General features: G+C 32.7%; 10 protein-coding genes. 1 reads left to right on the top strand and 9 read right to left on the bottom strand.

All coding sequences use genetic code 11. The annotated features are described in order from the left end of the window. Positions 1-24: 24 nt before the first annotated feature. The 5 genes from CLOST_RS05440 to CLOST_RS05420 form a co-directional block, all read right to left on the bottom strand. On the bottom strand, positions 25-3,129 hold the full coding sequence (locus tag CLOST_RS05440; protein WP_013361262.1) for a DUF3427 domain-containing protein: 3,105 nt from the start codon (positions 3,127-3,129) through the stop codon (positions 25-27). Positions 3,130-3,201: 72 nt separating this feature from the next. Further along, positions 3,202-3,732 (bottom strand): DUF4825 domain-containing protein, encoded by a 531-nt coding sequence (locus CLOST_RS05435; protein WP_013361261.1) that lies wholly within the window; start codon positions 3,730-3,732, stop codon positions 3,202-3,204. 36 nt (positions 3,733-3,768) lie between these two features. Further along, entirely contained in the window at positions 3,769-4,395 is a 627-nt protein-coding gene (locus CLOST_RS05430) for an MBL fold metallo-hydrolase (protein WP_013361260.1), read from the bottom strand. A 13-nt stretch (positions 4,396-4,408) separates the two neighbouring features. Further along, positions 4,409-5,395 (bottom strand): helix-turn-helix domain-containing protein, encoded by a 987-nt coding sequence (locus CLOST_RS05425; RefSeq protein WP_013361259.1) that lies wholly within the window; start codon positions 5,393-5,395, stop codon positions 4,409-4,411. Between the two features lie 135 nt (positions 5,396-5,530). Continuing rightward, on the bottom strand, positions 5,531-6,094 hold the full coding sequence (locus CLOST_RS05420) for an HD domain-containing protein (RefSeq protein WP_013361258.1): 564 nt from the start codon (positions 6,092-6,094) through the stop codon (positions 5,531-5,533). 398 nt (positions 6,095-6,492) lie between these two features. Here CLOST_RS05420 and hisS point away from each other — a divergent pair, with 398 nt between their 5' ends. Further along, positions 6,493-7,785, top strand: a complete 1,293-nt coding sequence (gene hisS, locus CLOST_RS05415; RefSeq protein ID WP_013361257.1) for a histidine--tRNA ligase — start codon at positions 6,493-6,495, stop codon at positions 7,783-7,785. A 176-nt stretch (positions 7,786-7,961) separates the two neighbouring features. Here the strand turns inward: hisS and CLOST_RS05410 are convergent, their stop codons facing one another. The 4 genes from CLOST_RS05410 to pglZ all read right to left on the bottom strand — a co-directional run bounded on the left by CLOST_RS05410 (position 7,962) and on the right by pglZ (position 15,426). Next, positions 7,962-9,053: a putative NPN-dependent ornithine cyclodeaminase gene (locus tag CLOST_RS05410; RefSeq protein WP_013361256.1), complete on the bottom strand. Its 1,092-nt coding sequence runs from the start codon at positions 9,051-9,053 to the stop codon at positions 7,962-7,964. 80 nt (positions 9,054-9,133) lie between these two features. Continuing rightward, entirely contained in the window at positions 9,134-10,441 is a 1,308-nt protein-coding gene (locus CLOST_RS05405) for an RNA-binding domain-containing protein (RefSeq protein ID WP_013361255.1), read from the bottom strand. 378 nt (positions 10,442-10,819) lie between these two features. Further along, entirely contained in the window at positions 10,820-12,886 is a 2,067-nt protein-coding gene (gene brxL, locus CLOST_RS05400; protein ID WP_013361254.1) for a protease Lon-related BREX system protein BrxL, read from the bottom strand. A 20-nt stretch (positions 12,887-12,906) separates the two neighbouring features. After that, positions 12,907-15,426, bottom strand: a complete 2,520-nt coding sequence (gene pglZ, locus CLOST_RS05395; protein WP_013361253.1) for a BREX-1 system phosphatase PglZ type A — start codon at positions 15,424-15,426, stop codon at positions 12,907-12,909. Positions 15,427-15,435: the final 9 nt, after the last annotated feature.

Raw genomic sequence — 15,435 nt, 5'->3', positions numbered from 1 at the left:
ATCATAAATATGTATTAAATATATTTATATATTAACAACTTGGTTAGATGACCTTAAAATATTCATAGGCATTTTGTTATCTAACTTATATATGATACTAATAGGAGCTGAACCTTCGTGCGAAACATAAGAAGCAAGACCTAGACATTTAAAAGTCTCAGTCGCTCCATATGAATCAGATTTTTCTTCTCTAACTAATAATAATACTTTACTTTTGTTCTCTTTCATATTGATGTATCTTCTTCCGGTAGAACTATTTACAGTAGTTCTACTCTGTGATTGCCAGTGAAAAAGTTCTTCGTTAATTGCATAGTCTTCATACATAGTAGATTCCTTGAACAATTTATCACTTTTATTTAAAGTTATAAAAAATACATCTAGATTTAGTTCTTCTATATATTTGACTCCCTCTCTAAAAGGAGCTTTTTTGTCAGTTGTATGAACACCTAGTGCTGATAAGACCTGATCGGTAGAATATGAAGCATGTAGCTCAAGTGGAACATCATCTGATATATTAATTATATTTGGTAGATGGTCAATTTTACTTAAATTGTACTTTACTAAATCCTTTAATTCCTCATACAAGGCCTTGTTTTGCTTCATACTTTGAAATACTTCTACAATATCTTGCTCTGGTTCATTTTGAAACATAGTATAATAAAGCATCAAAAGTCTTCTCTTGTCTTTTTCAAGTAATATTTTATCTGGACTAGCTAAAAACTCATCTAAAAAATTCAACCATCCATAATCATTAATCTTACTTACTTTCATAAAAGGAGACTTTAAAACCTTAATATTATCAAAAATAGATGAACTCGCTTCATACGAAGACGAAAGCTCTGATAGAGTCGATGCTTTATAAAGCACCTGCGGGGTTAAATTATAATGCTCTAGAAAATTAATAAGATTAAATGGCAAACTGCAAACCAAAGGAAAAGCATTTACCATTTGTTTTAATTTATTTTTGTTACAATATGAGCTAGATATATTATCAAGTATTATATCTCTTGCAACCTTTTCAAGCTGAATAAAGCAAGTTTTGGGCAAAGTTGGGAAATCCTGATTTATCTCTTTGTCAATTGAATGATGTAATCTCCCAATCATAGATTGAAACTTAACTTGATAATTATATTCCTTTCTGCCTTGTCCTATAAAATCAAGTACTGTAAGTACATCTTTGCTCTCATGTAACCTAAGCCCTCTCCCTAACTGCTGTATAAATACTGTTGCTGACTCTGTAGGTCTAAGAAATAAAACTGTATTAATCTGTGGTATATCTACGCCTTCATTATATAAATCCACAACAAAAATAAACTTTATATCACCAGATATAAGCTTATCCTTTGCTCCTCTTCTCACTTCATCACTAGAATCAGAATCTAACGAAATAGAAGAAATACCTTTTTCATTAAAACTATTAGCCATATACCTTGCATGCTCTTTGCTTACACAAAAACCTAGGCCTTTAATTGAGTTCCTAGATGTAACATATCTATCAATAGCAGAAACAATTCCTATATCTCTAGCTAGATTCCCTATGTACTTATCACTTAATTCAAGAGTATCATAACGACCATTTTGCCACTTAACATTGCTCAAATCTACAGTCTCCGAAACTCCAAAATAATGAAAAGGACAAAGCAAATTTCTCTCTATCGCTTCTCTTAGTCTTATTTCATAAGCGATTCTATGATTGAAAAATTCTAAAATATCCTCTCCATCAAGTCTTTCAGGTGTAGCTGTCAGCCCTAGCATAATCTTAGAATCAAAATGACTTAGTATCTTCCTATATGAGCTTGCAGTAGTGTGGTGGCTTTCATCTAGTACAATATAATCAAAATAATCACATGCAAACTCTTTGTACTGCTCGTTACTATTCAATGTCTGTATAGAAGCAAAAACATGATTAAAAATAGATGGTCTGTGGTTGCCTACCCATAGCTCACCAAAGTTGGCATCCTTTAATACTCCTCTAAACGCCATTACACTCTGTGATAAAATCTCTTCTCTGTGAGCTAGAAATAGAAGCTTTGCTGATGGATTATCTTTATAAAAATTCTTAAAATCAAAAGCAGAAACCATGGTTTTCCCTGTTCCTGTAGCTGCTACTATAAGATTATAATAAGAATTGTAAACCTCTCTTTCTATTTCCAATCTATCTAAAATTTCCTGCTGATATGCATAAGGAACTAAATCAAAGAAATATTCATTCGATTTCTCTTCGTGTTTTTCATTAGATAATGCATGTTTTAATTTCTGTACATCAAGTAAATTATCTGGATTGAAAACTTGAAATTCATTTAAATTCCAATAAGTTTCAAATGTAACCCTATACTTATTAATAATTTCTGCAGAAGTATATTCAGAGACTTTCATATTCCACTCTGTACCCTCACTTAGAGCAGCTTGAGATAAATTAGATGAGCCTATGTATGCAGTACTAAATCCAGTATTTCTATGGAAATAATATGCTTTTGCATGTAATCTAGTCCTATTAGTATCATAAGATACCTTAACTTCAGTATTTGGAAGCTTTGCAAGTTCTTGGATAGCTTTTAAATCAGATGCTCCCATATAGCTAGTAGTGATAACTCTTAATTTCTTTGATTTAGTATGCTCTTTCAAATCATCATAAATCAGTCTAAGACCACTAAACTTTATAAACGATACTAACAAGTCAATACGGTCAGCCGAAGCTATTTCTCTCTTTAATTCAGCATATACTGGTGGCTCATGTATTGCTCCAGTAAATAAACTACTACTTGCTACAGATGTCTGTGGTAACCACTGCTTTATGTTGTCTTTAGCTGCAAGTTTATCCCCTATAGCCTTTAGCATATACTCTTCTGTTAATGAATATTTTTCTAGCTCAGATTCTTCGACTAATACACTTAAATTTTCAATTATTTTATTTGTAATCTCAATTTGCTTAGATAAATCATCATTATCGGACTTATAATGCCTCAGTCCCTTCTCTACAATCATCTTGATATATGACGCAATAATAGAGCCTGATGTACCAGGCTCTAATTTTTCTTTATAAATTGAATTTGAGTTAGCCTTCTGATTTAGCTCGTTTGATAGAATTTTATTAATCAAAGACTCATAAACCTCTATATTTTTCCCCATAATTATGCCCCTTTATATAAAGTTAGTGATTATTATTACATGTTAGTACTAACCTAGCACTATTTAGTTAGGTCAAGAACCTCCTGGCATATAAACTTTTTCCATTAAAAAGTTTTCGAAAGTTTGCAAATCTGCTGAGTATCCATACAAGTTATCTATATGACTATCTTGTATCTCTTTTCTGTCGTAATGATGGATTTCAGGCTCTGCACTATCGTCATCAATCAATTCAAAATCAATATAATCTACGTTTTCTATCAAGGAAAAAATAATTAGAGCATTATTGTAAAATTGATTTTTTAAATCTGAAATATTTACAGCTGAATCACCAATATTATATATAACCTTTAGTCCGTAGGGTTTATCAGATGTTGAGAGCTCTATGCTAGTCTTATACTCAGAATATGGAAGTAAATTTAGTAATCCTGATATATTACTGCTGTCTCCTATATACTCAGATTTATGAGCATATAGCTTATCTGCATTAGTTTCTTCACTTGTATCAGTTTGTTTAGTTTTATCCATAATAAATATAAAGGTCATACTGATAATTAATATAATCAGCGCTACGATAATAGTCTTATTTGATTTATTTTGGTCCACAATTCTCACTCTCCTAATATGCAGAATTTCCAAAATCTACTTAAGATACATTATGCCTCTTCTTCTCAATTCTTTCATGCTAACTGAATTCCCATGCCCAGGATAAATATTAATATCATCCTCCCATAGTGAAATTTTATTTGAGACTGATTTTTTCATAAGGTCTTCATTTCCACCTTCTAAATCAGTTCTTCCTAATCCATCTTCAAATAAAGTATCCCCAGTGAATGCTAGCTTTTGTAGCTTTGAATAAAGGCAAATCCCTCCTGGTGTATGTCCTGGAGTATGAATAGTCTCTAAATATATATCATCTGTTATATTTATTTTCGAACCTTCACTTAGTAAAACATCAGGAGTTATAGATATAGCTTTTCTTCCTAAAGTTTCAGTATGATTTATCTTTGGGTCCTGTAGACCTTTTAGCTCTTTTTTATGAGCATAAATAGGACAGTCAAAAGCCTTCTTTAACTCTAAAGCTGCTTCTATATGATCACAGTGATAATGAGTAAGTGCGATTGCTACAATCGATAAATTATTTCTTTGAACTTGCTTAATAATTCTACTAGCTTCACCACCTGGGTCAATTATTAGAGCCTTATTATCCTCACTTACAATATAGCAATTTGATTCATGCATTCCTATTACTAGCTTTTGTATTTGCATTTAATCCTCCTAATCATTTCTTACTTTTTATAACTAAGTTCGCAATAGCAGCAACAGCTCCAAATAATACCCCAGCTACTGGCCATATCATCCAGCTCTTATCCCATGCTCCATAGTAGAAGCTAATAAATAGATATAAAGCTGTAGTAAGGAGCCAGTATATTCCTGCAATACTTCCAACTACTTTTGATTTCGCCTTTCCCTCTACAGAATACTCTCCTTCTTGAAGAAGTACATTAAAGCTAGACCATATAGTTCCTACTGTAACTAGCATGAAAACTCCAACAGCTACCATAAATAGTGTTCCTATAACTCCTATTCCATCTGTTAAATCTTTATCTGCAAATGAAGATAGTATTACTGGAAGCACCGAAAGTATACATAAAGTTACTCCTATAATATTGTACTTACTATATGTTTCTTTATATGCTTTCATTTTGGATTTAACCATACCTGATACACCATATTCAGTTTCTATAGGTTCAGTTTTTAGGTATTCAAAATCCTTGAATTTCATTCCAATACTTATAAATATAACAACTGCACTTGCTATTGTTATAAAAAATAATGTCAATGCAATTGCTTGTGATTGATTTTCAGAAAACGAAAATTGTTCAAGCAAGTATAAATTTGATAGAGTTATTATTATTGCTGGTGACATTATGCACATAGCAACTCCAAGAGCCATTTTATGAGCTATATTTTGAGTCAAATCCAAATATGAATTAGCCTCTTCCATTGATACATATCTCATACTCGATTCTTCGCTTTTGGATTCTTGCTCTACATATTCTTCTAGCTCTATACTATCCTTTAGTAAATAATCCGTGCTTACACCGAAAATTTCACTTAGTTGAAGTATTTTATCCATACCAGGAACCGATTGAGCGCCTTCCCATTTTGATATAGATTGTCTAGATACATTCAATTTTTCTGCTAGCTCTTCTTGTGACCATCCACTTTTCTTTCTTAATAAAATAATCTTGTCCGCCAATATCATTATCCTTACCTCCTATATTGTTACATATCAAAATAATGTTTTCTTAGTTTAATAATAATATTTTGGGCAGTTGCACTCTACCAATTAGACTTTGTAATTTGTCAACTGGCAGTTGCAAGTAAGTAAAATAGCGGATTATAATTCAAGTACAGAATCAATTTCACACATGGCATTCAAAGCAAGCTCAGCAAATTCTTCAAATGAAATATCGAGAAGCTCTATTGATTTCATTGCCTCTCTATTTGCTCCAGCTGCAAATCTAGTTTCTTTCATGCGCTTTACTATAGACTTAACCTTTACACTTTTAATTTTTTTATCTGGGTATACTAGTGCAATAGCATTGATAAATCCAGTTATGGGATCAGCTGCGTACATTGCTCTTTCAAATGTACTTTCAATCTTACTTCCATTTGCTGGATTATGCGCCAAAATAGCTCTATACATCTGTTCATTTCCTATACCCTCTACCTTCATTACTTCCACAGTTTTCGGGCCATGAACTGACATATCACTTTCCCAGTCCACCAAATCATTGTCTAAATCATGTAATAGTCCAGCTATCCCCCAGTCATCAATTTTCTCTGGCTCTAGTTTCTCAGCTAACTTTCTCATTACAGCCTCCACTGCATAGCAATGTCTGATGATATGAGGAGTAGTAACGTGTTTTTCCAATAACTCTATAGCTTTTTCTCTTTGCATTTTCTATCCTGCTCCCTTAAATTTATTTTAAAAGTTCATCTTCAATCCTAATAAGCTTTATTGACTTTGCCTCTAATTGACTAACTCCTTTAAATAATTTTTATTGATTTTTAGTTCCTATTGTTATATTATATAATAAATTTAGTAGAAATTATTCAAATAGTGTGATAAATTCATAAAACATTGAATGGAGAATTCAAATGACAATGCAAATCCTATCACAATTAAATAAATTGCATCATCATCGCTAGAGGCTTGGTCTACTTCTGTAGATACAGGTCTATATCTGTTTGGACCTATATCTCCAGTGATGATAATAAATTAAGTTAGTTTATTATAAGCTATGTGAGATATACACTCACATAGCTTTTTTTAATATAAAAAAGGGGGAAACTTACATGAGTAAAAACTTTATTAAACCGTCTATACTACCAGGATTTATGGAACTGCTTCCAAACGAGCAGAGAATATTTGATGATATCGCTACAAAAATATTGAAGGTATATGAAAAAAATGGCTGCTATCCTATTGATACACCAGTAATAGAAAAAGCCGATGTACTATTAGTAAAATCTGGAGGCGAGACAGAAAAGCAAGTTTATGCATTTCAAAAAGGAAAAAACGACCTTGCTCTTAGATTTGATTTAACTGTTCCATTTGCCAGATATGTAGCACAGCACATAAACGAATTAGAATTTCCATTCAAAAGATATCAGCTAGGGAAAGTCTATCGCGGCGAAAGAAATCAAAGAGGGAGATATAGAGAATTTTATCAGCTAGATATCGACGTAATCAATAAAGACAAACTAAGTGTAGACAACGATGCCTGGGTGATTAGCTTAGCATCTCAAGCTTTCAAAGAAATAAAGCTTCCTAACTACAAATTTCAAATCAGCAACAGAAAAATACTCAGTGGAATATTTGAATATCTACAAATAGAAAATTCATTTGAAACTATGAACTTAATTGATAAATACGATAAGATGCCAACAAATGAGTTTAAAGCCGAATTAGAAAAGCTAATAGGAGAAGAAAAAAGCAGTTTTATAAATAAAATTATGAGCATAGATGGTAGTTCAGTTCAAATTATAAATCAGCTTAAAGCTTTTAATATAAATGAAACCTATGCTGAGGGTGTAAATGAAATCGCTAGAGTAGTAAAAATGCTAGATATTCTAAAAGTTGATGAAAAAGAATATGACATAAACTTAAAAATCATTAGAGGCCTAGATTATTATACTGGTACTGTATTTGAAACAAAGCTCATAGGAAATGAGAGCTATGGCTCTATATGTTCTGGAGGAAGATATGATAACCTAGCTGAAAACTATACTGATACTGTTCTTCCTGGGGTTGGAATATCAATTGGACTAACAAGATTATTTTTCGTACTCCAAGAAATAGGCTTCATAGATACCTATAACCTAAATAGAAGCGATGACTTCATTATACTTCCTCTAGGTGATACTATGGATTACTGCTCTATCATACTTGATAAGCTACTAGCTAATGGCTCTAGAGCTTCGATATATTTTGATGATGCCTCACTTAAGAAAAAACTGAAATACGCAAACAACCTAAAAATTCAAAAAGTAATTATAGTAGGCGAGGAAGAAGTAAAAAATAAAATAGTCAAAATTAAAGATATGCTATCTGGAGAAGAAAAAATAATAAAAATTGATGACTTATAATAAAATCACCATTTATAGCAATCAAGATTCCTTATTAATTTTGCTCATTTTAACCTAACTCAAAAAACTAAAAAAGTGCATTTAGAGAATCAAAATTTTAAACTATCTAAAATTAATAATTCGCTAAATGCACTATATTGTAAATTAAATATATAAAATCATCAAAATAACTTAACTTATTTAGTCAGATTGGTATTTAATTTTTCCAAGAAATCTTGGACATTTGTAACCATAGTAACAACTTCTAGACTGCCTCTATCCTTTAATTTATTTACTGCGAACTCTGAAATATCTATTGTGTAGAAGTTAACCGGCCTTATTTTATCTTTCTCAACTCTATATGATGGTGTCATATTTCCTATCGCTATAGTATGAAGCTGAGTGGCTAAGCATATCACAGTAGTAGCTTTATTTACATGCTTTCTCATCTCATCTTGAAACTTATATACATCAGCTATAACAATCGGAAGAGGTCCATCATCTCTTATAGATCCCCCTAAAACAAGAGGCACATTGTTTTTTACACATGAATAAATTATTCCTTCAGTAATATTCTCTTGCTTTATCAATTCCTCAATAGAGCCAGCTCTACTTGCTTTGTTTAGCACATCCAAATGATTATAGTGACCATCCTTTACAGACTCTTGAGTATATATATGCTGTCCTAGAGCGGTCTGAAATAATGACCCTTCTAAATCATGAGTTGCTATAGCATTTCCTCCTATGAGGACATTAGCATAACCATTGTCAATCAAGCTAGCCATAGCTTCTCTAGCCCCCTTAGAAAAAACAGCAGCAGGTCCTAAAACCCAAACTATATAGCCATTTTCTTTCTCATATTTCAATAGCTCATATAGTTCTTCATAATCTTTAGTATAAGATGTTTCTCTAGATCTACCTGCCCTAAAACAAAATGCATCATTAGTACATGGGTTATTGTCTTCAAAGCATTCAAAATGTACATAAATTCCTTCACTAGCATCTTCTGTTCTTCCAACGATTACCTTGTCCCCAGTTTTTAATCTCCTAAACTCAACAATATCAATTGAGTTATCTTCTCTTAGTACTGGTACACAGTCCATTCTGCTTTCTTCTGCCAAAATCCACTTACCATCTATTTTAAAATATTCGGGATATATCGACATCGCATGGTAGTTATCGGGCGCTACTCTGTCCTTTTCTACTAGTTCATACTTAGCATTTTGCGCATTTTTGAATAAATCATCATTAAAATCTAATTCCTTATACTTCCTTAATTCGTAACTCATCTGAAAACCTCCATTAAACTGTTTAAATACTAGTTTAACACCAACACAAAAAGGTTTCAAATTTATATATATAATTTTTTTTATTTAATCATATACTTAGTATTCACACCTTGACCTGTCTTTAAAACTAAGTTGTACTCTCTAAGTTTGTTTATTATCTGAAGTATTTGAGATTTTTTCAAATCTATTTTCTTTTCAATATCGCTTCTTTTTATTTTCCCATTGTCTTTAATAATGTAATATAGAAGTAACTCATTGCTATTTAATCTATCTAGATTTATTTCATTAACATTTTTAATCACTTTATTTATTCTTGGAAGTATAACTGTAATACTATTTTCAGTTATTATAAAATCTGGTTTAGCATCATACTCTCTATAATATTCTTTAATCCTCCTTATACCCGTTCCTAACTTTTCAATTATTTTTAGTCTTAAAAAAATATCAGCTATAATTCTATTTCTAGGGATTGATAGTCTCCCCTCAAGGTATTCATCTTCAAGTATGCCAATTGGTAGCCCTCCAGGAGACACTATCTCTATCCTATCTGAAAATATCTCTATCCTAGAATCAACATTCTTCATATAATCTCTATGAACTATTAAATTTGCAATAGATTCTCTGTATGCAACTAAAGGTACTTCTTCAACCGTCTTTCTGTAAGGCCCATCTATAATTTCTGATATATTTATATGCTTTTTATAAAAATCTAAACATTCATCAAATTGTTTTAAAATGGATGTATTTTTAGATTCAACTTTATCTTTTATTCCTAAAACAGTTGTATCATTATAGGCAATCATTTGGATAATTGAAGAATCAACTGGATTATCATCAGAAAAAAGAGCTGCTGCATTATTATATTTCCTATTCTCCATCAAACTTAAAGAGATTAATAAGTCTTCTGATAGAGAATTAATACCTAAAATTTTTCTCATTTTTGATTCAAGATAGTTAAAATAAAGTTCTTGTACTGATGATATAAGACCATCAAAACCTTTATTTCTTCCTGCTAAAATCAGATTCTGATATAAGAACTTATCTACCTGAACAGTTGCTGTATCCGACCTTTTATATGCTTTATTATTAACTGTATATGGAGTATTGTCTCCTTTGTATACTGAAATAACCAAAATTGTTTTACTTTCAATTATTTGAGTACTAATTTCATAATATGGACATGGCTGCAGATTATCATTAATACTATTTTCAATATTAAGTCTTAATTCTTCAGGATTATCTACTCCTACTAAAGTTTTATCATCAGTTATTCCAATAACAATCATTCCATCATGAAAATTTGCAAAAGCACTTACAGTTTTAAGTATATTCTTTGTGAATGTACTCTTATATTCTAAAACTTTTGATTCCCCTAATAATATATCCATCTACATCTCCTCCAAACAGCATCCGGGCGAAAGCTTTTCTTCCGATTTATAGATATTATACCATTTTAAAAAAACATATACCACGTTTTCTATAAATTAAAAAACAACTCTGTTTATTTACCTACTTTTTTATATCCACATTTTGTATACATGTCTTTGATATTAGAATCCCAGAATTATATACTCTATCCCCCAAAGAGGAATATTCTTTAACCAATCTTCATGTTTATACTCTTTCATTGCTATTCTTACAGAATAGAAGGCTTAAATTATTATTTTTTTTAAAGCTTAAATACATTTTTTCAAACGAATTAATGTATATCATTACATTTTTTCAATTGAATAATTGTAAAAAAGCAACCTTTCGGTTGCAATTTATCACTCTACCCCTAGAGCCTTAAAAACTGCCTCTTGAGGTGTATTATAAAATATAATGCTAAATGCTCCCATCAGCTCTGGTGGGACTGTTGCCATATCCACTGCTGAGGTAATAGGTAGGAGGATTTTTTTTGCTCCACTATCTAGGCAGACTTGCAAGGTGTTTGCTAGTTCTTCTACCTTGAATATACTTCCACTGATACTGATATCTCCCAGTACTGCTAGGCTACTAAGTGTAGGTTTGTTTAGAGCAGCAGAAGCTATAGCTATCACTGTAGGAAGTGTAAGGTACTTTGTCATGCCAACACCATTTAGGTCTTGATAGTTGATGATGTAGTCTTTAGTAGTTGTACTTATGGAGTTACTGATAGAATGTCCATGGGCTTTGAGATAATTAAATGCAGTATTTGTCGCTTCTTTTGCATCTCTATCTGAGCCTAGTCCTGTTCTTTCTATTTTTCCATTTCCAGGTAGAGCTTGAGTTTCTAGTCTATATACCCCTACCATTCCTGTTTTTCCTCTAGATATGGTATAGATATGCCCTGGATTTATGATGCCCTCAGGGATGAGTTTTCCTCCTCCTTGCTCTGATACTCCTACATAATGCTCCTCAAAGGTATCATTATCAATATATGAAAAGTTGACATCATAAAACTCCATGCCACCTATTTTTTTGAGTTGCTCTTTTACTCTTCTTCTTAGCTCTAGTGAGATATCTAGTATCTCAGCCATATCTTCCTTAGAATACTCTCCATCTGGATACAGCAATTTAGTAAATCCTGATACCATCTTTCTTACAGCTATCACATCTCTTTGATTTAGATTATGTCCGAACTTAAAGTATCTATCACAAGCATCAGAAAATTGCTCTTTTCTCATTTCTCTCATAAATTCTGACAGATAATCTGTAATAAATGCATAGTCGTTTGTAAAGAAATCAGGTCTGTACTTTGGAATCTCCCACCCCGGCACATAGCAATGCATCCTATCTAGAAATGCAGTATCATATGCCATAGCTTCTGGAAATGGCTCAAACAAATGCGAGGTCTTTAACAGTACATCTACGCTTTGGTTGACATTGCCCACAAATACCATGGAAGCACTAGCTGCTTTTTCTTCTTTTCCTCTAGCAAATGACCCTGAAGCCATATAGTCTTTCATAATTTGGATTCCGTCTTTGTCTTTAAAAGTAATCCCAGCTACTTCATCAAACGCCACGCAGTCCCACATACCAACTAGCCCTACAGATTTGTTTGCCATATTATAAAAAAGGTTGGCAACAGTAGTTTGACCACCTGATACTAGGATACTGTTCGGTGATATTTCTTTATATATATGAGATTTTCCTGTACTTCTAGGCCCTAGCTCGCACAGATTAAAGTTGTTTTCTATAAGAGGAATCATACGAGCAAGCAGTAGCCATTTTTGCCTAGTATTGAACTTACTAGGCTCCATACCAGTAGACCTGATAAGGACATCTAGCCATTCTTCCTTCGTAAATTCCTTTCTAGCTGACTTAATCTCATCTAGCTCTATATGAGGCATCTGGATAGGAGTTAGCTTTCTGATGCGGATAGGATGAGCTCTCTTATCTTCTTCTAGATACTCATACTCTAGCTGAACTATGCACCAGATTCCACCACATAGGAGTCTATCATACTTAGAAACATACATAGGATCTAGCAAGATTTCTCTTACCCCTAGATTCGAAAACTCAGTCTCATATCTATCCTGCTTTATATTTAGCTTTGCAGTGATTCTATCTATCACAGTGTAACTACCACGCTCTCTGAGTATAGATAGGACTTTTTGAGCTTCATCTGGTCTTACGAAATTCTCTGATAGGATTTTCTTAACTGTCTTTACTCCATCTTCTATTATCTCAGGGTCATCAGAGCTGCAATACTGCCCTAATAAAAACTCCAGCACATATACAGGCACATTTGCTCCTTCCTTGATAGATTTTGTCAGGTCTTTTCTCACTATCTTCCCATCAAAATACTTTCTTAGCTTTCTATTTAATAATGCATTTGGGCTTTCATTATCCATCAACATAGTATCCATCATAAAAGCTACTTCCCCCAGTCTTAGAGATTGAATTCAAAGTCATCAGCAAAAGCTAGGTCCATCTGGATTTCATGGCGTATTACTTCTAGGTCATTTTTTTCATCATAGGCAACCAAATAATACTTATTTGACTTGTCATACTTTTTATTTTTAAAAGTAAATCTCAGCCTAAATACCCTCTTACTTGCATCAATATCCTTTTTATCTGCTACATAAATATTTTCATTTGATATCTTTTCATTATCATCAGAAATAAAATAAATCTTGTAATTAGTTTCTTTATTTACATCACTGACAGCTTCTGTCTGGATGAACTCTAGATTTGTATTTAGATTAGTAATCTTACTCACTAGGCTGATAAGAGAAATCTTGACTGCCTGAGTCTGAGTGTAGCCTTTGTTTGTCTTTACATCTAGCACTGGCACTATCACCTCTTGCAAGCTAGAGCCACCATGCACGAAATTCTGTCCTCCACCAGCTACTTTGAACACATCAGTGCCTAGTGGAAGCGATATAGTCCTCTCATCATCACTACGCATCACATCACCTAGAGTCATACTGCATACTCCCTCAGATGAAACCTTCTGAGCTGACACTATATACCTTCTCCCTACAAATGCACTCTCCTTATCAAACCCACTAATCTTATCACTCTCATCTAGCTTATCTCTTTTGTATATAAAGCCATGATCAGCAGTTACTAGAAACCTAGTGTTGTTTGCATTTGTAAGCCTTTTAATCATCATATGAATCTCTTTAATAGCTTCCTCACATGCGATAAAGACTTCGTTTTCAGTATTTAGCTTATCTCCTCTTGCATCTATTTGATTGTGATAGATATATACTACCTCTTGCCCTGTAAATAGTTCCTTGAGCTGAGTCATCTTCATACCCTTGATATCATCAAACTGCAAGGCTCTGCTGTTTTCATTATATGACTTTAGGATTTGCTCTCTGGATTTTAGATCATCACATATCTTGCCATCTACAGTAACCCTGTAATCCTCAGTCATATCTAGAGACTTGTGAGGAAGAAGTGCTGACATCCCAAATCTAGTATATGAAGGAATCATGCTCATCATAGCCTGAATACTTGCAGTGCATTTTTCATCTTCCATAAGCCTTTTGAGTAGAGTCTGCCCTACTTCATATCTAAAGGCATCAGAAATAATAACAACTGTTCTCTCTTTAGAATTCTTTACAAATCTACTATAAAAATCCTGCTGACTAGTAAGACTTATCTTAGCCTTGTTTTCACATAAAGCCCTGCTAAATGCTACAGCTAGAGGATTTAGGAATCTATTTGTATATACATTTTCAACTAGCTCTCTTAGATTTTCATAAATAGAGCTGTCTGGCACATTATCATAATGATAATAGAAATAGCGATACTTCTGGTCTATGATATAGTCCTTTGTAATATAGTTTTTAGTTATTTCTTCTAGTTCTTCTGCTGGCTTGTATCTAGCTTCTTTCAGTAAATAGTAAGCATTTTCTAATATATAATAATGTGAGCTAAACACATGCTTAAAATGCATTTTTCTTCTTTTCTTGCATATATCAACTATAGAATAGTCATTTAGCCTAGCATCTAGGTCATCATGCTCTAATCTATCTATCATCCACTTCAAAATAAAAACATCGGTTTTTTTGAAAATCTCTAGCTCTATCAGCTGAGATACATCTACACTACTTAGCACAGTTTCGCCATCTAGAGTGCTATATACCATATCAGACAAACCATCAAAATCCCCACGATAAATCATGCTATTCATCAGACTATCTAGAAAAGCAATGATATTGCCTGATTTATGAGAGCAGTAATTTCTCCATGCAGATGGTAGCTCGCTCATGACTACCTTTGAAGTATAGGTAGTAAACATAGTATTGACTAGCTTTACAAGAGAAGGCGAAGAAAAATTGCCTCCAAAAGTCTCCTCGCACATCTGCCAGAAAGCACTGAGCAAATCATACTTTTCAAACTCCTGTAAATATCTATTATCTTCCAAATCCCTAGCAGTAATTACAGTTCTTACTACCTCTTCAAAAGAAACTACCTTGCTCTTACATAGTACGCTCATAAGAGCTGTTTCTATGATTCTTTGATTAAATCTTTCTATCTCTAAATCATAGAACTTTTGAGTTCTGTCTTTTGATGCAAAAAACTTGATATATTTTTGTAGTACCTGCTTGTATTTTTCATCTATCCCCAAATCCACTGCAAGAAGTGAAGCTCTATCAGCAAAAAACTCCTTTGAATACTTTATAGTATCTGCCAAATGATTATCCCGAAGGCTAGGCTTTGCAAATGGAGCATAAATCAAGTAATTTGTACTAGTATCTTGTCTTTCTAGTAGATACTTGATATAAAACTGGTTGTCAGGCTCTAGCTTTATAATCTTTGCATTTTCAAGCTCCATACTATCTATATCTAAAGCAAAATCTCCTCTGGCATCGTACCAAAATATAAGCCTACGAACATCAGAAGAAAACTCTGAGCTTAACTTGTCAGTTATTTGTTTTAAATTAAGTTCTGCCATTAGTACTTA

The organism is Acetoanaerobium sticklandii (genome assembly GCF_000196455.1).
In the GTDB taxonomy this organism is placed as follows: domain Bacteria; phylum Bacillota; class Clostridia; order Peptostreptococcales; family Filifactoraceae; genus Acetoanaerobium; species Acetoanaerobium sticklandii.
Note: the sequence above shows the minus strand (reverse complement) of the source record. Positions and strands in the feature narration are given on the sequence as shown.